20 protein-coding genes are annotated in these 19,224 nt (G+C 45.2%); 12 read left to right on the plus strand and 8 right to left on the minus strand.

The annotated features are described in order from the left end of the window. Positions 1-10 precede the first annotated feature (10 nt). The 5 genes from IEW69_RS04490 to IEW69_RS04510 all read right to left on the minus strand — a co-directional run bounded on the left by IEW69_RS04490 (position 11) and on the right by IEW69_RS04510 (position 4,024). A complete protein-coding gene (locus IEW69_RS04490) occupies positions 11-1,069 on the minus strand; it encodes an alpha/beta hydrolase (protein ID WP_188625625.1) in 1,059 nt (352 codons plus the stop codon). 8 nt (positions 1,070-1,077) lie between these two features. Then, positions 1,078-1,809: a carboxymuconolactone decarboxylase family protein gene (locus IEW69_RS04495; RefSeq protein WP_188625626.1), complete on the minus strand. Its 732-nt coding sequence runs from the start codon at positions 1,807-1,809 to the stop codon at positions 1,078-1,080. Positions 1,810-1,817: 8 nt separating this feature from the next. Continuing rightward, positions 1,818-2,465: a flavodoxin gene (locus tag IEW69_RS04500; protein WP_188625627.1), complete on the minus strand. Its 648-nt coding sequence runs from the start codon at positions 2,463-2,465 to the stop codon at positions 1,818-1,820. An 86-nt stretch (positions 2,466-2,551) separates the two neighbouring features. Further along, positions 2,552-3,007: a cupin domain-containing protein gene (locus IEW69_RS04505; protein WP_188625628.1), complete on the minus strand. Its 456-nt coding sequence runs from the start codon at positions 3,005-3,007 to the stop codon at positions 2,552-2,554. Between the two features lie 33 nt (positions 3,008-3,040). Then, positions 3,041-4,024, minus strand: a complete 984-nt coding sequence (locus IEW69_RS04510; protein WP_188625629.1) for an aldo/keto reductase — start codon at positions 4,022-4,024, stop codon at positions 3,041-3,043. A gap of 219 nt (positions 4,025-4,243) precedes the next feature. Here IEW69_RS04510 and IEW69_RS04515 point away from each other — a divergent pair, with 219 nt between their 5' ends. From IEW69_RS04515 to IEW69_RS04535, 5 genes are all read left to right on the plus strand, one after another. Next, positions 4,244-5,140, plus strand: a complete 897-nt coding sequence (locus tag IEW69_RS04515) for a helix-turn-helix domain-containing protein (protein WP_188625630.1) — start codon at positions 4,244-4,246, stop codon at positions 5,138-5,140. Positions 5,141-5,343: 203 nt separating this feature from the next. Beyond that, a complete protein-coding gene (locus IEW69_RS04520) occupies positions 5,344-5,991 on the plus strand; it encodes a hypothetical protein (RefSeq protein WP_188625631.1) in 648 nt (215 codons plus the stop codon). Between the two features lie 28 nt (positions 5,992-6,019). Next, positions 6,020-8,269 (plus strand): xanthine dehydrogenase family protein molybdopterin-binding subunit, encoded by a 2,250-nt coding sequence (locus IEW69_RS04525; RefSeq protein ID WP_188625632.1) that lies wholly within the window; start codon positions 6,020-6,022, stop codon positions 8,267-8,269. 28 nt (positions 8,270-8,297) lie between these two features. Next, entirely contained in the window at positions 8,298-8,765 is a 468-nt protein-coding gene (locus IEW69_RS04530; protein WP_188625633.1) for a (2Fe-2S)-binding protein, read from the plus strand. A gap of 87 nt (positions 8,766-8,852) precedes the next feature. After that, positions 8,853-9,827 carry a chemotaxis protein CheB gene (locus IEW69_RS04535; RefSeq protein ID WP_188625634.1) on the plus strand — a complete coding sequence of 325 codons (975 nt, stop codon included), beginning with the start codon at positions 8,853-8,855 and terminating at the stop codon, positions 9,825-9,827. Between the two features lie 20 nt (positions 9,828-9,847). On the opposite strand, the gene amaB is transcribed toward IEW69_RS04535, so the two are convergent. Then, positions 9,848-11,383, minus strand: coding sequence for an L-piperidine-6-carboxylate dehydrogenase (gene amaB, locus IEW69_RS04540; RefSeq protein ID WP_188625635.1), 1,536 nt, complete (start codon positions 11,381-11,383; stop codon positions 9,848-9,850). Between the two features lie 335 nt (positions 11,384-11,718). Between amaB and IEW69_RS04545 the strand changes: the two genes are divergently transcribed. The 7 genes from IEW69_RS04545 (at position 11,719) to IEW69_RS04575 (ending at position 17,672) form a co-directional block, all read left to right on the plus strand. Then, positions 11,719-13,122, plus strand: a complete 1,404-nt coding sequence (locus IEW69_RS04545; RefSeq protein WP_188625636.1) for a tetratricopeptide repeat protein — start codon at positions 11,719-11,721, stop codon at positions 13,120-13,122. A gap of 65 nt (positions 13,123-13,187) precedes the next feature. After that, on the plus strand, positions 13,188-13,955 hold the full coding sequence (locus tag IEW69_RS04550; RefSeq protein ID WP_188625637.1) for a phosphosulfolactate synthase: 768 nt from the start codon (positions 13,188-13,190) through the stop codon (positions 13,953-13,955). Between the two features lie 44 nt (positions 13,956-13,999). After that, the gene (locus IEW69_RS04555; protein ID WP_188625638.1) at positions 14,000-14,743 is read left to right on the plus strand and encodes a shikimate dehydrogenase family protein; all 744 of its coding nucleotides are present in this window, start codon (positions 14,000-14,002) and stop codon (positions 14,741-14,743) included. A gap of 2 nt (positions 14,744-14,745) precedes the next feature. After that, entirely contained in the window at positions 14,746-15,336 is a 591-nt protein-coding gene (gene gldD, locus IEW69_RS04560) for a gliding motility lipoprotein GldD (RefSeq protein ID WP_188625639.1), read from the plus strand. Between the two features lie 4 nt (positions 15,337-15,340). After that, complete coding sequence (locus tag IEW69_RS04565; RefSeq protein ID WP_188625640.1) at positions 15,341-15,979, plus strand: MBL fold metallo-hydrolase; 639 nt, start codon at positions 15,341-15,343, stop codon at positions 15,977-15,979. 11 nt (positions 15,980-15,990) lie between these two features. Beyond that, entirely contained in the window at positions 15,991-17,214 is a 1,224-nt protein-coding gene (locus IEW69_RS04570) for an ABC transporter permease (RefSeq protein WP_188625641.1), read from the plus strand. 77 nt (positions 17,215-17,291) lie between these two features. Next, positions 17,292-17,672: a hypothetical protein gene (locus IEW69_RS04575; RefSeq protein WP_229663507.1), complete on the plus strand. Its 381-nt coding sequence runs from the start codon at positions 17,292-17,294 to the stop codon at positions 17,670-17,672. Between the two features lie 3 nt (positions 17,673-17,675). Here the strand turns inward: IEW69_RS04575 and IEW69_RS04580 are convergent, their stop codons facing one another. Both IEW69_RS04580 and mqnB read right to left on the minus strand, forming a co-directional pair. Then, on the minus strand, positions 17,676-18,521 hold the full coding sequence (locus IEW69_RS04580; RefSeq protein ID WP_188625642.1) for a menaquinone biosynthesis family protein: 846 nt from the start codon (positions 18,519-18,521) through the stop codon (positions 17,676-17,678). Positions 18,522-18,555: 34 nt separating this feature from the next. After that, on the minus strand, positions 18,556-19,188 hold the full coding sequence (mqnB, locus tag IEW69_RS04585) for a futalosine hydrolase (protein ID WP_188625643.1): 633 nt from the start codon (positions 19,186-19,188) through the stop codon (positions 18,556-18,558). Positions 19,189-19,224: the final 36 nt, after the last annotated feature.

Raw genomic sequence — 19,224 nt, forward strand, 5'->3', positions numbered from 1 at the left:
AGGAATAGTATTAAAGATTGGCTTTATAGAAATTAGTGAGTTTGTTTACTGCCTGCGTTACATATTCTGGCTTCCAGTAGGTTTGTATGTGCGTTGCTGCATCAATAATATACAGCTCTTTGCTTTTAGCCTTTGTTACTTTGCTAAATGCTGCGTCAGTCATATACTTTGTATCTGCCCTGCTACCAGCAATCATGAGCAAAGGTTGATTGATCAAATCTATGTTACTGGTGGCATCCCAAGTCATCAGATCGAGCATACTACTCATGGTATATAAGAAGGTTGAATTCGGATGTGCATGACTTCGATAATAGTATTCGTATCCTTCACGATAAAGATCCGTGGAGGTTTTCGCTATTTCTTCATCTGTGACACTTGCAATGCCAGCGTATTGAATTTCCTGGCCTGCAGCTTCCTGTGTACGGGCAAGGGTTGCTTTTTCCAGACGTTCTTGAATCGTAGCTACCTGCGCATTTTGAAATCCGTTTCTTCTTACCTCGCCGGAATTAAACATGCTTAAAGTAGCGACAGCTTTCAGGCGTTTATCAGCTTGTGCTGCTTTTAAAGTATATCCTCCGCCACCACAAATACCAAGCACCCCCAATCTACTGGGATCAACACCCCGATACCGACTAATGAAGTCTGCCATCCCATGAATATCCTCAACGCGATTTGCCGGCTTGTCCGTATGGCGTGGCATGCCACCACTTGCACCCTGAAAAGCTGCATCTGCAGCTATTGTTACATATCCAGCCTCTGCCAACCGTTGTGCATACAAGCCTGCAGTCTGTTCTTTTATTCCCCCATTAGGGTGGGCAATTACAATAGCGGGAAATTTATCATCAGCGTTATAGTTCGCAGGTGTATAGACATTTGCGGCAATCTCAATTCCGTTAAGTTTGTACTTAACCGGATGAATATTTACGCTTCCTTTTTCATTTTTAGTTATTGCCCCTTCATAAACCAGTGTATAAGGGTTCTGCTTATAATGTTGTCGAGATTGCCCGTCAACTGTTGCGCAGTTTACAAGGAAGAATGCCATCGTTGCTATAGTGTTTAGTGCTTTCATCCAATATGTTAATTTTTGCTTTTTAAAACTTCGCTCAACTCGTTTGCGGCAGCCAGGGTTTTCTCCTCCCCAATGATGGGTTTGACAATGCCGATGAATTGTTGTAGTTGCTGGGCAGTTAGACCGAGATTGAGGCAAATGTTCAAATGGGAGCGTAGCATAGGTTCAGCAAAGCCGATACTGCTGATCACTGCTATCGTTACCAGTTCACGGTCTTTAAAGCTGAGCACATCCCGTTCGAAAATGTCTGCAAAGAGATGTTCTTTAAGAAAGATCTCCATGGTTGGTGCAAAAGCTGCATAGCCTTTCTTTGGTTCGGTTTCTTTTACCCCCGTTAGCTTTTCTAATATCACTTTTCCCCGATCAAACTTCTTGCCTTCGGCCAGAATTGCTGATGCGTCAGCACCAATGACATCATTGAGGCCCTTAGCTTTACGATCGTCAAGTACCGTCATGAAAGTTTGCAAGCCACGGATGCTACGGGGAAATCCACAATAAGCATAACTATGCAGTATGGCTTCCTTGATTTCATTTACGGTAAGTCCAGCATCTAATCCGTTATTTAAATTCCCTTTTAACGCTGCTAAATCACCTTTGGCGGTCTGCGCCGCAATGGCTATCAGGTTTTGCTGTTTGTGGTTCAGCGCAGCTCTTTGCATATCCTGGGCATTTGAAATTGAAAAAAGGGAAAGGGAAAAGATCAGAATAATGCCGAGTGCTTTTAAGATACCTGTATTCATGTGCATAGCTATTTTAAGATTTCAATTTTCTGTAACCACTTATGGACTTCCAGTTGTGCCCGCTTTTCATTTTCGTCTTTCATCACAAACAGTATCCCATCCCGTTCTTTTCCGCCCTCTGTGGAGAAACCCTCAAGGATGTTGCAGTTTGGGGCTAACGCTTTTACAGTCTGAATGGTGCTCCCAATACCATACCCTGCATTGGTGTTAAAAGGGATGAGTGTTTTCCCTTTAAGATTGTGGCTTGTGAGGAAACTTTTCACTGGGGGAGGTAATTGCATGCCCCAGGTCGGAAAGCCTAGAAAGATAATGTCATATCGTGTGATACTGTCAATTTTTGTTTTAAGCGGCGGTAAGTAGCCATTACTATTCTCTTTTGCTACCTGTTCCACGATCGCCTGGTAGTTCTCCGGATAAGGCCTTTCCAATTCCAACGAGACTAGTGTTCCACCGACCTGTTTTTGAATGATTTCAGCAACTGCTTTGGTGTTTTTTGTCCTTGATAGGTAGACAATCAACACTTTTTTGCCCCTAAGCGTGCTTTCCCCAGACACATTTACTCCAGTCTCAGTACCTGACTGCTGTGCCTTTAAACAACCAGAAAACATACAGATTGTTGTTATTAGAAGAATGCTGAACTTGAATGTTTTTGCCATAATAAACAATTGATTACAAAGATCTTTTTTAGCAGGCCTATTTAAGTAGATGTATTACGGAGATGGTAACCAATGTTAAGGTTGCCCTACTTTTTTCCATAATATTGTTCATCAGTGACCTTCTCCAGCCAAACCGTTTTCCCTTTTTCCGAAGGCGAAGTTGCGATGTAAGTCACGCCCTGGTCTGGCGTTGCACCGTGCCAGTGTTCAACCCCCGGTAAGCACTTGATGACGTCGCCTTTCTTAATCGTTCTTTTAGCTTTATTTCTTTCCTGATAGTACCCAACACCCTCCGTAACGATCAGGACTTGGCCACCAGGATGAACGTGCCAGTTCAAGCGTGCATCCGGGTCTGAAATAGCAACTGAAGTGCCGTAACGAAATACACTATCTGCTGGGTTGAGCTCAGAGAGCCAGACGTTTCCTACATGGTGTACATTGGGGGCCTTTTCTCCCTTAGGGAAAATAGAAGTTTCTTCAGATGCGCTTTTGCAGCCAGTTAAAGCACCAAGGAGGCAGATGACAAACATGAATATTCTCATAGTTTTCGATTTTTTTATGGTTTCATTCTTACGTTATTTTCCAATCATTTTCTGACTTTGCGCTGGATATCGATGGCCATGTATTTCAATTTGAGATACGGCTGCTTCAATTTCATTTAGATCCGCTGTTGATAGTTGAACATGGGCAGCACCGATATTTTCTTCCAGACGATGTAATTTAGTGGTTCCGGGTATGGGAACAATATATGGTTTTCGCGCCAACAGCCAGGCAAGCGCAATCTGGGCGTTAGTCGCCTCGTGCTTCTCAGCAATGGTATTTAGCAGGCCCACCAGCGCCTGGTTAGCTTTCCGGTTCTCTTCCGCAAATCGCGGTACCGTATTTCGGAAATCATGCTCGTCGAATTTAGTGTTTTCATTGATCTTGCCGGTGAGGAAGCCCTTACCTAGCGGGCTGAATGGTACGAAGCCGATTTCAAGTTCTTCTAAAAGCGGTAGGATTTCCTTTTCAGGTTCACGCCACCAAAGTGAGTACTCGCTTTGCAAAGCCGTAACAGGTTGTACAGCATGTGCTTTACGGATGGACTGAACGCTAGCCTCGGAAAGTCCAAAATGCTTCACCTTGCCTTCCTGAATTAGATCTTTAACGGTCCCAGCGACGTCTTCAATTGGTACATTTGGGTCCACCCTGTGTTGATAGAACAGGTCAATACGATCTGTTCGCAACCTCTTAAGAGAAGCTTCAGCAACTGCCCGGATGGATTGCGGACGGCTGTCAAGTCCTTCACTGGTCTTAGCGTTTTTAAAGCCAAACTTCGTCGCGATGACTACCTCGTTACGAAATGGCGAAAGTGCCTCGCCCAGCAAGGCTTCATTAGTATAGGGGCCATAAACCTCGGCTGTATCGAAGAAAGTGACACCACGCTCAAAGGCTGTTCTGATTAAATCAATGGCTGTTTTTATATCTGATGCCGGTCCATAACCGTAACTCATGCCCATGCAGCCCAGGCCAAGTGCGGATACTTCCAGTCCAGTTTTACCTAATGTTCTTTTTTCCATTTTTCTGTTTTTGAGTGTTTATTGATCCGAATCCTTTCCCAACCACATCACCACTGCGGGATTTCGATGGTTAGAAACACTGATTACAAATATCCCCTTGATCCTGAGCCTTGGCGGTATATAAATTCCTGCTTTTATAACCATTTTTACTGATCGTAATCCTGGTTTAGTTACAACCTCATTGAATTTTTTAAGTTTGTGTAGGTAGACAAATCAGTCATGGAAAAAGAGTACAACTTTAAGACAATCAGTGAATATAACAGCTTTAACAATCACGAAACACTGCACCCCCTGGTGAGCGTGATTGACTTCTCGAAAGCAAAAAAACGCACTGGGTCTAAAATGAACTTCGATCTATATTGTATCTTCTTAAAGGATGTAAAATGTGGTGACTTGAAGTATGGTCGTCACAATTACGACTATCAGGAAGGCACATTGGTTTTTGTTTCACCTGGACAAACCATTGATGTTGAGAATAAAGTAGACTTATACCAGCCGATGGGACATGGTCTGGTATTTCATCCCGATCTGATCCGGGGAACTTCTCTTGGAAAAGCGCTAAGTGAGTATCATTTCTTTAGCTACCACACCAATGAGGCCTTGCACCTTTCTTCCAAGGAACGACAGTTGATATTAGATTTATTCGAGAAAGTTAAAAGCGAACTTGAGCAGTCGATAGATAAACACAGTAAAAAGTTGATTGCCTCCACGGTTGAGTTGTTGCTTAACTACTGTGATCGATTTTATGATCGCCAGTTTATTACAAGAGAGACCGCAAATAAAGGTGTTCTGGAGCATTTTGAGGAATTGTTGAATGGATACTTTAAATCAGAAAAGCCTTATTCCATTGGCTTGCCTTCAGTAGCTTATTGTGCCGAGCAGCTTCACTTTTCAGCCAACTATTTTGGAGACCTGATCAAAAAGGAAACCGGTAAGACGGCGCAGGAATTTATACAAGAGAAAATCATCAATGTTGCCAAGGATAAAATTTTTGAACGTGATCGGTCCGTCAGTGAAATTGCTTATGAGCTTGGGTTTAGATATCCGCAACATTTTATCCGGCTTTTTAAAAAGCGGGTGGGGCACACGCCAAATGAATACCGGACGCTCAACTAACGAACAACCTTCATCAACCAAATATAAATCTTATGAAAAATGTATTTTTGACACTATTGATCCTTATTGGCGGTGTATATACGTCCAGTGCACAGTCGCTTCTCAAGACTTGCCAGACCAGCAAAGCTGTCTGCTGGTAAGTAGTGCGAGCTGGATCCATGTGATCAAAAAATCATGTATATTGAACAACAACAATAAAAGATATGATTGCTAACCAATTCAACGGACACAAGCATGAAGGCACATTGAGGTCTGTACTTGTCATGGCCGTGCTCATGCTCATCATCGGCTTTATGGCCTTCGGATCAACAATTGGGCACAAAAGAAAAGTTATGCAAGGCAAACCAATTGCAGCCAAAGATAGCGTTGCTTCGGTAAAAGCCTTTGAAAAGGTCTATGCTGTACTGATGAGCCCACGGTGCATGAATTGCCATCCTGCGGGTGACGTGCCCTTGCAGGGCGATGATAGTCACCTCCACGCGATGTTGCCAAAAAGGGGTACTGACGGAAAAGGTGTCTACGCGATGAAGTGTATGAACTGCCATCAGCCCACCAACACACCGGGTCTGCATACGCCTCCCGGGAACCCGAACTGGCATTTACCACCGGCAGATATGAAAATGGTGTTTGAAGGCAGATCTCCTTATGAGCTCGCTAAACAGCTGGTCGACCCGAAGCAGAATGGGCATAAGGACATTAAAAAGCTTAAAGAGCATGCTGATGATGACCTGGTGCTGGCGGGTTGGAACATGGGGGAGGCACGTACACTTCCGCCAATGAGCCACGCAGAATTTAAAAAGGCCTGGATCACCTGGCTGAACACCGGTGCATTTGCGCCAAAGGAGCAATAATCATTCAAGCATCGTTAAGACATTCTAAATGGAAAACCTTAAAACAAACAGCAGCAGGCGTACTTTCTTAAAAACGTCGCTCTTAGCTGGCGGTGGGCTGATGATCCATTTCAGCGGCCTGGCTAAACTCGTCCTTCCACATACCGAAGGCGGGCAAGCTGCGGAACAATGGACTGAAATAAATGGCTATGTTAAAATTAGCCCGAAGAACGTGATCACCATCCTTTGCCCAAATCCGGAGTTTGGACAGAATGTGATGACTTCGCTCCCAATGATTGTGGCTGAAGAGCTGGATGTAGACTGGAAGAAGGTGGTTGTGGAGATGGGCCCGCACGATAATGTAAAATTGGGCCCACAGTTTACTGGTGGCAGTAATTCTATGCGAATGTACTGGAAGCCACTCCGGGAAGCCGGCGCAACGGCTCGCCACATGCTAAAGCTTGCAGCTGCAGAAACCTGGAGCGTGCCAGTAGATGAAATAACGACCCGGCAGGGTATGCTTTATCATGATAAAACCAGCAAAAAAGCTACTTACGGGGATGTTGCCGCCAAAGCAGCTGGAATGCCGGTGCCCAAAGGTATAAAGCTTAAAGATGTTAAAGATTTCAACGTTGTAAGGAAGTCTCAAAAGAATGTAGAAGGGGCTAAGTTAGTTAGCGGTAAACCGCTCTTTGGCCTGGATTATCAGCATGAAGGTATGCTGATAGCCATGATCCACCATCCGCCCGCCTTTGGTATGACGCACAAGTCCTTCGATGCCACTGCTACCCGCAAGATGCCGGGCATTAAAGATGTTTTTACCATTAAGGTTTACGAAGATGGCTTTGCACAGGGCGGTTTTGATGTCAGAACTTTTAATGACTTAATTGTTGTTGTGGGGAAAACCACCTGGGAGGTGATGAATGCCCGCAAGAAACTGGTTGTAGAATGGATGCCCATTGGAGATGTCAAAAACACAATGGCCGGCAGAGATGGAAAACGGGAGGTGGTTGTGCCGGGTGCCCTGGAGAGTACAACAACGCAGTTGTTGAAAATGCGGGAATATGAGAAAATGCCTGCCCAGCAGTTGAGGAAAGACGGTGACCCAGAAACTGCTTTTAAGAATGCTGCTCAGATTATTGAGCGCAGCTACGATGCACCATTCCTGGCACATAATTGCATGGAGCCGATGAACTTTTTCGCCCATGTGACAGATGATAAAGCATTACTGGTGGGGCCCGTACAGGCGCCAGGGTGGACTGAACCAACCTTGGCGAAGGTGTTAAATCTTCCGCCAGACAAAATAGAAATCCAGATGACCAGAATGGGCGGGGGCTTTGGGCGCCGTGCTTACGGGCACTATCTGGTGGAAGCCGCCCTGATCTCCAGGAAAGCTAAAGCACCTGTGAAACTGATCTACAGTCGTGAGGATGATACTACCTACGGTATTTACCGGCCAATGTACACCGCTACCTACCGTGCTGCATTAGATGCGGATAAAAATCTAATTGCCTTCCATGTAAAAGGGGGCGGCATTCCGGAACATGCCATTCATGCGAACCGCTTTCCGGCGGGCGCAGTAGATCATTATCTTGCTGAGGGATGGGAAATTCCTTCCAATATAACCATAGGCGCATTCAGGGCGCCAAGGTCTAATTTCAATGCAGCTGCAGAACAATGCTTTTTGGATGAGCTTGCAGAGGCAATGGGCAAAGATCCGATTGCTTTACGGCTGGAGCTTCTAAAAAGAGCAAAGGAAAATCCCGTTGGCAAGAACAATGAATATGATGCTGACCGGTATGCTGGCGTGCTGGAACTGGTGCGTGAAAAATCGGGATGGAACAGCGCAGTGCCGAAACCATTTAAGCGGGGCGTTGCCGCATATTTCTGTCACAACTCCTATGCTGCACATGTTGTGGATCTGGTGCTTAAAGATGGACAGCCCTATGTAGAGCGGGTTTTTAGCGCAGTAGACTGTGGTATTGTAATTAATCCGGATGCAGCGATAAACATGGTTCAGGGTGCAGTTGTGGATGGCATTGGTAACAGCCTGTACGGTGGGTTGACGCATAAAGATGGCGTGGTTCAGGAACAAAACTTCCATAGTTACCGCCTGATCAGAATGCATGAGGCACCAAAGTCAATTGATGTATCATTTGTACAAAATGATATAGACCCAACCGGACTGGGTGAACCACCTTTTCCACCGGTTTTTGGTGCTGTAGCAAATGCGCTCTATAAGGCAACAGGCAAACGTCATTATCAGCAACCTTTTACGCTATCTAACAGCAGGATCTAGTTGGACATTTTTTAATATTGAACTCATTATGATTACGCTAAATATCAATCAGAAAACTTACAAGTTAGACCTGGACCCAAATACCCCTTTATTATGGGTGTTGCGGGATCATGTAGGACTGGTGGGCACAAAATACGGCTGTGGTGTTGCGCAATGCGGCGCATGCGTTGTACATCTTGATGGTGAAGCCGTACGCTCCTGCGTTACAAAGGCGAGCCGTGCGGTCGGAAAGAAGGTGGTAACCATTGAGGGGCTTTCTGAAAATAACAGTCACCCACTGCAAAAAACATGGCTCGAACTGGATGTCTCACAATGCGGATATTGCCAGGCCGGACAAATCATGTCTGCCGCTGTGCTGCTACGAGAGAACAAGAACCCCACCGATCAGGATATTAATGATGCCATGGCTGGAAATATCTGCCGCTGCGGTACTTACCTCCGGATTAAGGAAGCAATCAAGTTTGCTGCAGCCGCGGGTAGCGGAGAGAAGGTCTGACTAAGTAGAAACCCTTGAATTGGGGGTTCTGGCGCACAATTCAACAAGAACCTCAAACCTTTCTATGTTTTTCATGGTATGTAAAATATGGAAAATTCTAATCCCTTGAACATCGTTGTTGTGGGTGCTTCGGCAGGTGGATTTGCAGCGGTGTCTAAGCTGCTTTCCTCCATTGATGGCGATCTGAATGCCACAATCTTTATTGTGGTGCATATCTCGAGGAATTCGGATGCCGAGATTATCTGCAAGATGCTTCAGAAACATACGACAATGCTTTGTAAGGTTGCGGTAAACGGCGAAATGATTGAGTCGCACAACGTTTACATCGCATCTTCCGACCATCACATGCTGCTTGAAAACGGCCGGATCCTGGTTCAAAAAGGCGCTTACGAAAATCACTATCGACCATCAATTGATGTATTATTTCGCTCAGCAGCGGCAGCTTACGGTGCCTGCGTAACTGGTATTATTCTCACGGGCATGCTGGATGATGGTACTTCTGGTATGTACGCCATTAAACGAAGTGGCGGCCTGTGCATCGTGCAGGATCCTGAAGATGCCGAATTTCCAAATATGCCATACAGCGTGATCAACAATGTAGCGGTTGATTATCAATTACCTGTTGCTGAAATGGGTCCAAAACTAATCCAATTACTTATGAATAGATCGTGTGTTAAGGGTGAGATACCAGGTGATGTTAAGATTGAAGCAGAGATCACCCGCAGGATGAGTAGTAACGCGGAAGACCTGAAGAAACTTGGCCCGGCAATGGATCTGACCTGTCCGGACTGCGGCGGGACCCTGCACAAAATAGAGCATGACGCGATACCAAGATTTCGCTGCTTTACAGGTCATGCTTTTACCGGCACCATCCTGGAAGATTTGCAACTAACAAGCCTTGAGGAATCAATCTGGACAGCCATACGAATGATGGAGGAGCGACGCAATCTACTTTCTGCCATACATGATAGCAGTGGGCGAAAAGTAGAGCGCGCCGAGCAGTTGACTGTTCATATCGGCCGGTTAAAAGCCATGTTACAGACCATAAACAAAGACGTGTAAAGACTGCTTTGCTCCTAATTTTAGATGTTAAATTTAATGCCTTGTGCCAGTGGCAGTGTATTTGAATAGTTGATGGTGTTCGTTTGTCGGCGCATATAGCCTTTCCAGGCGTCGGAACCACTTTCTCTGCCGCCGCCGGTCTCTTTTTCGCCGCCAAAAGCGCCCCCGATTTCAGCACCCGAGGTACCGATATTCACATTGGCAATGCCACAGTCTGATCCTGCGGCAGATAAGAACTGCTCCGCTTCGCGCAGATTTAAGGTCATGATTGCAGAGGAGAGTCCCTGTGGAACGGCATTCTGCAACGTGATTGCTTCATCAAGCGTCTTATATTTGATCAGGTACAATATGGGTGCAAAGGTTTCTTCCTGGACAATACTGAAGTGGTTTTCAACCTCCGCCACACACGGTTTTACATAGCAGCCGGAAGTGTAGCTGTCACCTTCCAACAGTCCGCCTTCAACCAGGAAGCTGGCGCCTTCTTGCTTCGCTTTTTCAATTGCCTTAAGGTAGCTTTCGACAGCGTCTTTGTCGATTAAAGGCCCTACATGATGGTTTTCATCCAATGGATTGCCGATGCGTAGCTGCTCGTATGCGGCAACCAGTCTCTCTCTAAATGTATCATAGATATCTTCATGGATGATCAGTCGCCGGGTAGAGGTGCAGCGTTGCCCCGCGGTACCTACAGCGCCGAATACAGCACCAATGACCGACATGTCCAGGTCTGCATCTTTAGATATGATGATCGCGTTGTTGCCCCCTAGTTCAAGTATCGATTTGCCAAATCGGCTGGCAACAGCGGTAGAAACGATCCGGCCCACCCGGGTGGAACCCGTAAATGAGATGAGGTTGATGCGTGGATCGTTGTTCATTTTATCGCCTATGGCATTCCCAATCAGCAGACTGCTAATGCCTTCGGGTAGTTCATTTGCTTTCAGCACTGCAGCAAGGATGTGCTGGCAAGCGATGGCACAAAGTGGTGTTTTTGAAGATGGTTTCCAGATACATACATTTCCGCAGACCAGCGCAAGGGCTGTGTTCCAGCTCCAAACGGCGACCGGAAAGTTAAAGGCGGAAATGATGCCGACGATCCCGAGTGGGTGCCACTGCTCGTACATCCGGTGTGAAGGGCGTTCTGAATGCATCGTCAGGCCATAAAGTTGTCTGGATTGTCCGACAGCAAAATCACAGATGTCAATCATTTCCTGTACCTCACCGAGTCCTTCCTGCAGACTTTTACCCATCTCATAGGAGACCAGGGTGCCGAGATCGGTTTTGTGCTTTCGGAGTGCGTCTCCAAATTGCCGCACAATGTCGCCGCGGCGGGGTGCGGGTACGGCTTTCCAGTACGCTGCAGCTGCAACAGCTTGTTGGAGAACGGTTTTATAATCTTCATCGCTTGCGGCTGCAACACTTGCGATCTTCTGGCCGTCTACCGGAGAGAAACTATCGATTTGACTACCATGCGTATCGCCCCAAATATTGCCAGTACTATAGGATGGATTGCTGTTTTGAATGCCAAGATTTTGCAGCATTTCTTTTATGTTCATTGCCATATGGATCAAATTAGATTTCAGATTCACAAATTATATTTTTTCGCGCAGTAACACACATCTTAGGGAGATTATTGTTATGCCATTAAGGTTTTCGTGACCGGAATTTTACCAGGTTGTTGATGAAGTTTTGTTACTTTGTATTTATAATCGAACCGCCCAGACCGGGCTTATCTATGCTCGAAGTAAAAATTCCTTTTAATTTCTTGCCTTTCATAATCAATAACTTAGCGAAAACGACGCATTTTATTGAAAATATTATAAGCATCCTGTTCTGCAAACGTCAACTTAATAGGTATATTAATAACGTTGAGCTGTTCTTTTAAATAATTTGTACGATGGAAGAAGAATTTAATTTTGATTTTAGTGATGATGCGCAACGTTCTGTAGAGCGTTATGAGGAGATGTTGAGGAACCAGGATCAATATTTCTTTGATGCCCATGCTTTTGAAAATATCATCGACTTTTATATAGAGAAAAATGATCCTGTTAAAGCTTTACAGGTGACCGAATATGCATCTAATCAACATCCTTATGCGGCAGTGTTTCCAGTGAAGCAGGCGCATCTGTATGTTGCTACGGAACAACTGGAACTTGCTTTTCAGGCCCTCGAGAAAGCAGAAATGCTGGAGGCTTCTGAACCGGAGATTTATGTGGTGCGTGGAAACATCTATGCCAACCTGAAAAGGTACAATGAGGCCCTGGATAATTACCACAAGGCGCTGGATATGGCGGATGCGACCGACGAGATTTTGCTGCAAATTGCCTTTGTTTATGAAAAGATGATGGATTATGAATCTGCCATCGTTTACATCAAACGCAGTTTGGAACAGAATATGGAAAACAAGGATGGTTTGTATGAACTGGCATTCTGCTACGATATTCTGGATAAGCAGGAAGAAAGCATCAAATTTTATCAGGAATACATTGATAAGGATCCATACTCCTATGCGGCCTGGTACAACCTTGCAAATTCATACCACAAGCTTGATCTGTTTGAAAAGGCCATTGACGCTTACGACTATGCCATCCTGATTAAGGATGATTTTGCCTCAGCATATTACAATAAGGGAAATGCATTGGTGCAGCTGGACAAGTTTGCGGAAGCCATTCAGGTGTATAAACAGACTTTTGAATACGAGAAACCAGACGCAGATACCTATTGTGCAATAGGGGAGTGTTATGAGAAACTGGAGCGCATGGATGAAGCGCGTTCCTATTATAAGAAGTCTGTAAAGATGGACAGCACCATGGCAGATGCCTGGTTCGGTATCGGTGTAACGCTGAACTTCGAAGAACGCTATTTTGAGTCGCTGCACTTCTATAGAAAGGCGATTGACCTGGATGAAGAAAACCCTGATTTCTGGTTTGCCATGGCTGATGCTTATTACAAGCTGGGCCAAATGGACAAATCGGCCGTTGCCTACGAAAAAGTGCTGGAATACAACCCTGTGGATGTGGAAGCCTGGCTGGATTATTCAACCCTTCTATATGAGTTGGGTAAATTGAGGGAGGCTGCGGACACCATTTCTGAAGCCATCAAAAATAATCCTGACGCCGCTGAGCTTTACTATCGCATGGTCGCTTATCTGTTCGCACTTGGCGAATCTGATGAGGCGCTCATTTACCTGGAAACTGCTTTGGTGACCGATCCGGACAAACATTATATTCTTTTTGAATACTTGCCACAGCTGCAGGAAAATGGATTAATTCTGGAGGTTATTAATAAATTTATGAGATAAGATTGATGCGCTAAACAGAATTCGTAAGCAGAACTTCTGATTTTTTTACAACCTTTGCAGCATATATGAATTACCAGTTAAATAATATACCGGAGCGCCCGGTAAAACCGCGTCAGAAAGGCCTTACCATGGTAATGGACAAAGGCTTAAGCTTGAGACAAGTTGAAGACTTTATTGATGTAGCCGGCGTACATACTGATATTGTGAAATTAGGTTGGGCAACTTCTTTTGTAACCCCGAACCTTAAAGAAAAGCTTGCAATATACCGTAGCGCAGGGATTCCTGTTTACTTTGGTGGAACGTTGTTTGAAGCTTTCGTGATCAGAAATCAATTTGATGATTACCGTCGCGTGCTTGAAGAATTTGGTATGGAATACGCTGAGGTGTCGGATGGTTCAATCGAGATTGAGCACGATGAGAAGTGTAATTTCATCAGCAAACTATCTGAGCAGGTTACCGTGATATCTGAAGTTGGTTCTAAAGATGCAAAGAAGATTTTTGCACCATATAAATGGATCAAGTTGATGAAAGCCGAGATTGAAGCGGGTAGCTGGAAAGTGATTGCGGAAGCTCGTGAAGGTGGAAATGTTGGTATTTACCGTGATTCAGGAGAAGTTAGAGAAGGTTTGGTTGATGAAATTCTTACCGTAATTCCTGAAGAAACCATCATCTGGGAGGCGCCACAAAAGGAGCAACAGGTATGGTTTATTAAATTGATCGGTACCAATGTAAACCTTGGGAATATTGCACCTGCAGAAGTGATTCCATTGGAAACCATTCGCCTGGGATTAAGAGGTGATACTTTCGATTACTTCTTGAATTCAATTAAATAAGACATTCAGGGTCAGCCTTGCTGCACTCGCTTAAGCTTAAGCGCATGAAATTATTTGGCTTGATTGGTTTTCCCCTGACACATTCGTTTTCTAAGCAGTATTTCTCAGGAAAGTTCGAAAGGGAAGGCATAGCGGACAGTGCTTATGAGCTTTATCCGATAGAAAGGATATCGCTGCTGGAAGCACTGTTGGCTGATCAACCTCAACTAAAAGGCTTGAATGTTACCATTCCCTATAAGTTGGCGGTGCTGGATTATGTAGATGAACTTGATGCTGCTGCGGCCTATATTGGTGCGGTAAACACCTTGCAAATCACTTATCCTAATGGTAAGCGCCTGGTCAAAGGCTACAATACCGATGCTTACGGCTTTGAAAATTCACTGAAACCCTTGCTTGAACCTCATCATCAGGAAGCCCTGATTTTTGGCGACGGTGGGGCGGCAAAAGCAGTGAAATTTGTGCTTGAACAGTTGAACATCGGGTATACATCTGTGGTAAGAAAACCCCAGGAGGGGTGTCTAACCTACGATGAACTGGATGAAAGCTGGCTTAAGAAAGCGACAATTTTAATTAACACGACACCCTTGGGTACCTTTCCGAATGTTGCTGCTTGTCCGGATATTCCCTACCAGTATATCACAGCACAGCATCTGGCGTACGACCTGGTCTATAACCCGGAGGAAACGGAGTTTCTGAAACGTGCGGCAGCAAAAGGTGCTAAAACCAAGAATGGCTTAGACATGTTACATCTGCAGGCGGAACGCGCCTGGGCAATCTGGACAGCTTAAATATGAAAAGAATACTGTTTTATCTGTCGTTTGTCCTGCTGCTGCTGAGTGCGTGTGCAGGCGAAGATGCTGTAACACCTAAACCAAGAGGGTATTTCAATATAGAACTTCCCAAAAAAGCCTACAACCACTATGCGGATGATTGTGCCTACAGCTTTGATTATCCAGTGTATGGAAAAGTAGAGCCTGATCTGGACAAACAGGCCCAGCCCTGCTGGAAGAATGTGGTTTTTCCGCAATTCAATGGCCGCCTGCACTTAACCTACCATAAAATAGATTCTAAAGAAGATTTCAATCGCCTGGTGGAGTACGCAAGGGAACTTGCTTTCAAGCACACCGTAAAAGCGAATGCAATTGATCAGAAATTCATCAATTATCCGGATAAGAAGGTTTATGGCGTGTATTATGCTATAGATGGCAATACCGCCTCATCGGTTCAGTTCTTCTTAACCGATAGTACCAACCATTATTTCCGAGGCGCGCTATATTTCAATGAAAGGCCGCAGTATGATTCTATTCAGCCAGTGATCAACTTTCTGAAACAGGATATCGATGTGATGATTAAGACTTTCAAGTGGAACGACAATAAATAAGATCATGATCAATATAAAACAGTTTACGTTTAATGCCTATCAGGAAAATACTTACGTCTTATTTGATGAGACAGGTGAATGTGTAATCATTGACCCAGGTATGTACGATGGTGCAGAGCAAAATGAACTGGTGCAGTTTATTGTTGGTGCTGAACTTAAACCCGTGCTGCTCCTGAATACGCATTGCCATCTTGATCATGTGTTCGGGAACAAATTCGTATTTGATCAATGGGGTCTGAAGCCGCAATTCCATCAGGGCGAGTTGGTGGTGTTGCAGTCCATTCCAGGCTATGCACCGCAGATGGGTTTGTCATACGAGTTGTCTCCTGAGCCTGAAGTTTACCTGCCTGAAAGTGGTGAGGTTCATTTCGGCAACAGTGTTTTAAAGCTGATCTTCGCGCCAGGGCACTCTCCGGCACACCTGTGTTTTTACGCAGAAGCGGACAATTTCCTGATTGGTGGTGATGTGTTGTTTTACAGCAGCATCGGCCGGACGGACCTGCCAGGTGGCAATCACCAGCAGCTCATACAAAGTATTAAGGAAAACCTGTTCATACTTCCTGCGGAAACCAAAGTATTTCCTGGGCACGGAAAGCCGACAACGATTGGATTTGAGCAAAAACATAATCCTTTCTTAACTTAAACCGGAAAGGCTTGAATACACCCTTTTATATCGCCCGCAGGTACCTTTTTGCAAAAAAGTCTACCAATGCCATCAACATCATCTCCACAATTTCAGTGGTGGGTGTATTTGTTGGTAGTGCGGCGCTGATTATTATTTTGTCGGTCTTCAACGGCTTTGAAGAAGTGGTACTGAAGATGTTCAACACGGTGACCCCACATCTGGTGATTTCACCAAAGCTGGGAAAGACTTTCGAGCCCAACACCAGCTATTTCAACAACTTAAAGACCAATAAAGACATCTACTCCTATACGGAGGTGCTCGCAGAAAATGCGCTGCTTGTCTATGACAAGAGGCAGAGTGTAAGTTTGGTAAAAGGCGTAAGTGATGATTATCTGAAAAACCCGAGCCTGGACAGCATCACCGTGCAGGGCAAGTTTGTGCTGAACAACGATGCCGGTCCGAATGCAGTTATCGGCTCTGCCATTCAGAACTACCTGATGGTGAATACCAATGATCCTTTTACACCGCTACAAATCTACTCTCCGAAAAAAGGTGTGGTTACCCCATCGGTTATTCCGGGCCAGGATCTGATCATCAAGTCTCTGCCAGTCTCCGGAATCTTCGAGGTGCAGCAGGATTTCGATAACATGACCATTGTGCCCCTCAAATTTGCAAGGGAACTGCTTGGTGAGGAAAAGGAGATTTCCTCCATTGAAATTAACCTGAAGCCGGGCTTTGATGCCGATGACTTTAAGGATCAGATCGAATCTGAGATCGGAGAGCAGTTTCACGTCAAGAACCGAATTGAACAGAATGTTGTGCTCTATAATATCTTGGGTACAGAAAAATGGGCGGTATATATTATACTGACCTTCATTCTTATTATTGCCATTTTTAACATCATTGGTTCTTTAACCATGCTGGTGTTGGATAAGCTAAAGGATATTGCGATCTTGAGGAGTTTAGGCGCCGGAAAGTCTTTTATCAAGCAGATATTTCTATTTGAAGGCATGATGATTACGATGGCAGGTTGTGTATTAGGACTGATCATTGGCTTTGTCTTCTGTTTCCTTCAACAGAAGTATGGGTTTATTAAAATGTCTAATGTAGCCTTTAATGCTTACCCGATTGCTTTTAAGTGGACCGACTTTCTGCTTGTTTTTTTTACCGTAAGTTTGTTTTCTTTTGTAGCCTCAGCGCTATCGGCCCGCTTGAGTGTTAAAAAGATCAATGAAATGAATAAAGATCTCTAAAATGAAACATGGAGATCTGGACCCTGCTCGACCAATAAGGATTATGATGGCGTAACCGCCGGACCAATAATTTTAAAATGATGAAAATAGTTAAACAAATATCTCTTGCTCTGCTGCTTTTAACCTTGTTCGCTGCATGTAACAACAATGCCGCAGATAAGAAGAAGGTCAAGTCGCGCGTGGTGAAAGGTTTGTATAGCTTTGGGCCGGAGATCCGCTCTTTTACGGATTGCGATGAAGCACGGGAATATTGGGTGGTCGACAGCGCCAACACGCTCGAGCTTGCCTACAGCAATATGAACTTCGAAAAACCGTATGAGCCGGTTTACATAGAGGTAGAATGCAAGATGGTAAAATCAGATAGCCTGAGTGTAACGGCCGATTATGATTCGACCATGGTGGTGACTAAACTCTTGAAAATTACCAAGGAAATTCCCGATGGTCCTTGTAACCAATAAACGCTAAGGGTTCAGGTATAAGCTTTGGTTGATTTCAGGGATCAGTCCCTTTTCCGTAGCCATCTTGAATAGAATGTCAATCGCTTTCCTGCCTTCAGTCCCGAGATCCAGGGAGTATTGATTAACGTAAAGTTCGATGTGCTTATACATCACCGCTTCTTCCATTTCCTGTGCGTGTTCACGAATGAAGTTAATGCCTGATTTGGGGTTTGCAAATGCGTATTCCACCGACTTGCGGAGTACCCGGTTAACTTTGTGCTGAACTTCCGGATCAATGTTCCGGTTGATGACAATACCGCCCAATGGGATCGCACAGCCGGTCAGGTTCTCCCAGAAACTTCCAAGGTCAACGATTCTCGACAGGCCTTTCTCCGCATAGGTAAACCTGTTTTCATGAATGATGAGCCCAAGGTCAATTTCACCGCTTAATAAGGATTCTTCAATATCAGAGAACACCTTTAACACTTTATTTTGCAGGTTTGGATAGGCAATGCCCAACAGGAAATTGGCCGTAGTCAGTACCCCTGGGATGCCGATGCTTGGACTGGAGCGCTCCAGCTGACTGGGATCGAGAAAACGTTCGTCTTTGCAGATGAGCAATGGCCCAACCCCAAAGCCTAAAGCGCTGCCAGAATCGAGCAGTGCATATTGTGCGGCAACATGTGCAAAGGCATGAAAGCTAAGCTTAGATATATCCAGCACGCCTTTGAGCGCCTTTTGGTTCAGCGTTTCTACATCGTCGAAATACACGTCGAACTCTAGTCCTTCGGTGTCAATCTTGTGGTGAATTAAGGCGTCGAAGATGAAGGTATCGTTGGGGCAGGGGGAAAATCCAAGGCTAAGTTTCATGTGGTAAAAGTAAGGACTAGGGGAGGAGGATAAGTTAAGCGTTTGTCAAAAACCGGATTGCCCAGTCGTTCAGGTTCTCGATGGCCAGGTTGATCTGCCAGTTCTCGCGTTTTCGGGGCTCTACGAAGTTGGAGACAGCACGGACCTGAATGGAGGGGATGTGCAGCTGGTTGCAGCAGTAGAAGACAGCGGCGCCTTCCATGCTCTCCAGGTCTGGGGCTAAGCGCGCCTTGATGGCATTTATACTCGGCTGATGGCCATGGACCTTGTTTACGGTAATGGCCGTGCCGGTGGGCAGTTGAGGGCTGATTACGTCCTGCGGCGGAATGGCGGTGTAGCTGCTTTCGCCAAAGCCGAGCTGCTCGATGGGTAGGAACTGCTCCTGATCTTCTGCGCCAAGCTCAGCGAAGGTGTCCGTACTCACCTGCACAACGGTTCCAGGGGGGAAATCCGGGTTAAAGCTGCCGGCAATGCCGAGGTTTAAAACCTGTTTGTACCGCGACTGATGTAGCTTGCGCCCAAGCGCAAAGGCTGTTGCTGTCATCCCAACGCCAGTTATCAGCACATCAAAGTCTGGCGTCTCCAGCTGGTTTTCATGCGCTAACTCGAAGTATTTCAGTATGTTTTTGATCTCGAAACCGGTGGCGGCCACCAATAGTGTTTTCATATTGCTAAGGTAAAGAACTTTCTACTTAATGGTTTC

The sequence above is a fragment of the Pedobacter quisquiliarum genome (genome assembly GCF_014642175.1).
In the GTDB taxonomy this organism is placed as follows: Bacteria; Bacteroidota; Bacteroidia; order Sphingobacteriales; family Sphingobacteriaceae; genus Pedobacter; species Pedobacter quisquiliarum.

Bases quoted from the DNA above. Each gene is read 5' to 3' on its own strand.
- IEW69_RS04490 (WP_188625625.1), bottom strand. From the start codon at position 1,069: ATGAAAGCACTAAACACTATAGCAACGATGGCATTCTTCCTTGTAAAC.
- IEW69_RS04495 (WP_188625626.1), bottom strand. From the start codon at position 1,809: ATGAATACAGGTATCTTAAAAGCACTCGGCATTATTCTGATCTTTTCC.
- IEW69_RS04500 (WP_188625627.1), bottom strand. From the start codon at position 2,465: ATGGCAAAAACATTCAAGTTCAGCATTCTTCTAATAACAACAATCTGT.
- IEW69_RS04505 (WP_188625628.1), bottom strand. From the start codon at position 3,007: ATGAGAATATTCATGTTTGTCATCTGCCTCCTTGGTGCTTTAACTGGC.
- IEW69_RS04510 (WP_188625629.1), bottom strand. From the start codon at position 4,024: ATGGAAAAAAGAACATTAGGTAAAACTGGACTGGAAGTATCCGCACTT.
- IEW69_RS04515 (WP_188625630.1), top strand. From the start codon at position 4,244: ATGGAAAAAGAGTACAACTTTAAGACAATCAGTGAATATAACAGCTTT.
- IEW69_RS04520 (WP_188625631.1), top strand. From the start codon at position 5,344: ATGATTGCTAACCAATTCAACGGACACAAGCATGAAGGCACATTGAGG.
- IEW69_RS04525 (WP_188625632.1), top strand. From the start codon at position 6,020: ATGGAAAACCTTAAAACAAACAGCAGCAGGCGTACTTTCTTAAAAACG.
- IEW69_RS04530 (WP_188625633.1), top strand. From the start codon at position 8,298: ATGATTACGCTAAATATCAATCAGAAAACTTACAAGTTAGACCTGGAC.
- IEW69_RS04535 (WP_188625634.1), top strand. From the start codon at position 8,853: ATGGAAAATTCTAATCCCTTGAACATCGTTGTTGTGGGTGCTTCGGCA.
- amaB (WP_188625635.1), bottom strand. From the start codon at position 11,383: ATGGCAATGAACATAAAAGAAATGCTGCAAAATCTTGGCATTCAAAAC.
- IEW69_RS04545 (WP_188625636.1), top strand. From the start codon at position 11,719: ATGGAAGAAGAATTTAATTTTGATTTTAGTGATGATGCGCAACGTTCT.
- IEW69_RS04550 (WP_188625637.1), top strand. From the start codon at position 13,188: ATGAATTACCAGTTAAATAATATACCGGAGCGCCCGGTAAAACCGCGT.
- IEW69_RS04555 (WP_188625638.1), top strand. From the start codon at position 14,000: ATGAAATTATTTGGCTTGATTGGTTTTCCCCTGACACATTCGTTTTCT.
- gldD (WP_188625639.1), top strand. From the start codon at position 14,746: ATGAAAAGAATACTGTTTTATCTGTCGTTTGTCCTGCTGCTGCTGAGT.
- IEW69_RS04565 (WP_188625640.1), top strand. From the start codon at position 15,341: ATGATCAATATAAAACAGTTTACGTTTAATGCCTATCAGGAAAATACT.
- IEW69_RS04575 (WP_229663507.1), top strand. From the start codon at position 17,292: ATGATGAAAATAGTTAAACAAATATCTCTTGCTCTGCTGCTTTTAACC.
- IEW69_RS04580 (WP_188625642.1), bottom strand. From the start codon at position 18,521: ATGAAACTTAGCCTTGGATTTTCCCCCTGCCCCAACGATACCTTCATC.
- mqnB (WP_188625643.1), bottom strand. From the start codon at position 19,188: ATGAAAACACTATTGGTGGCCGCCACCGGTTTCGAGATCAAAAACATA.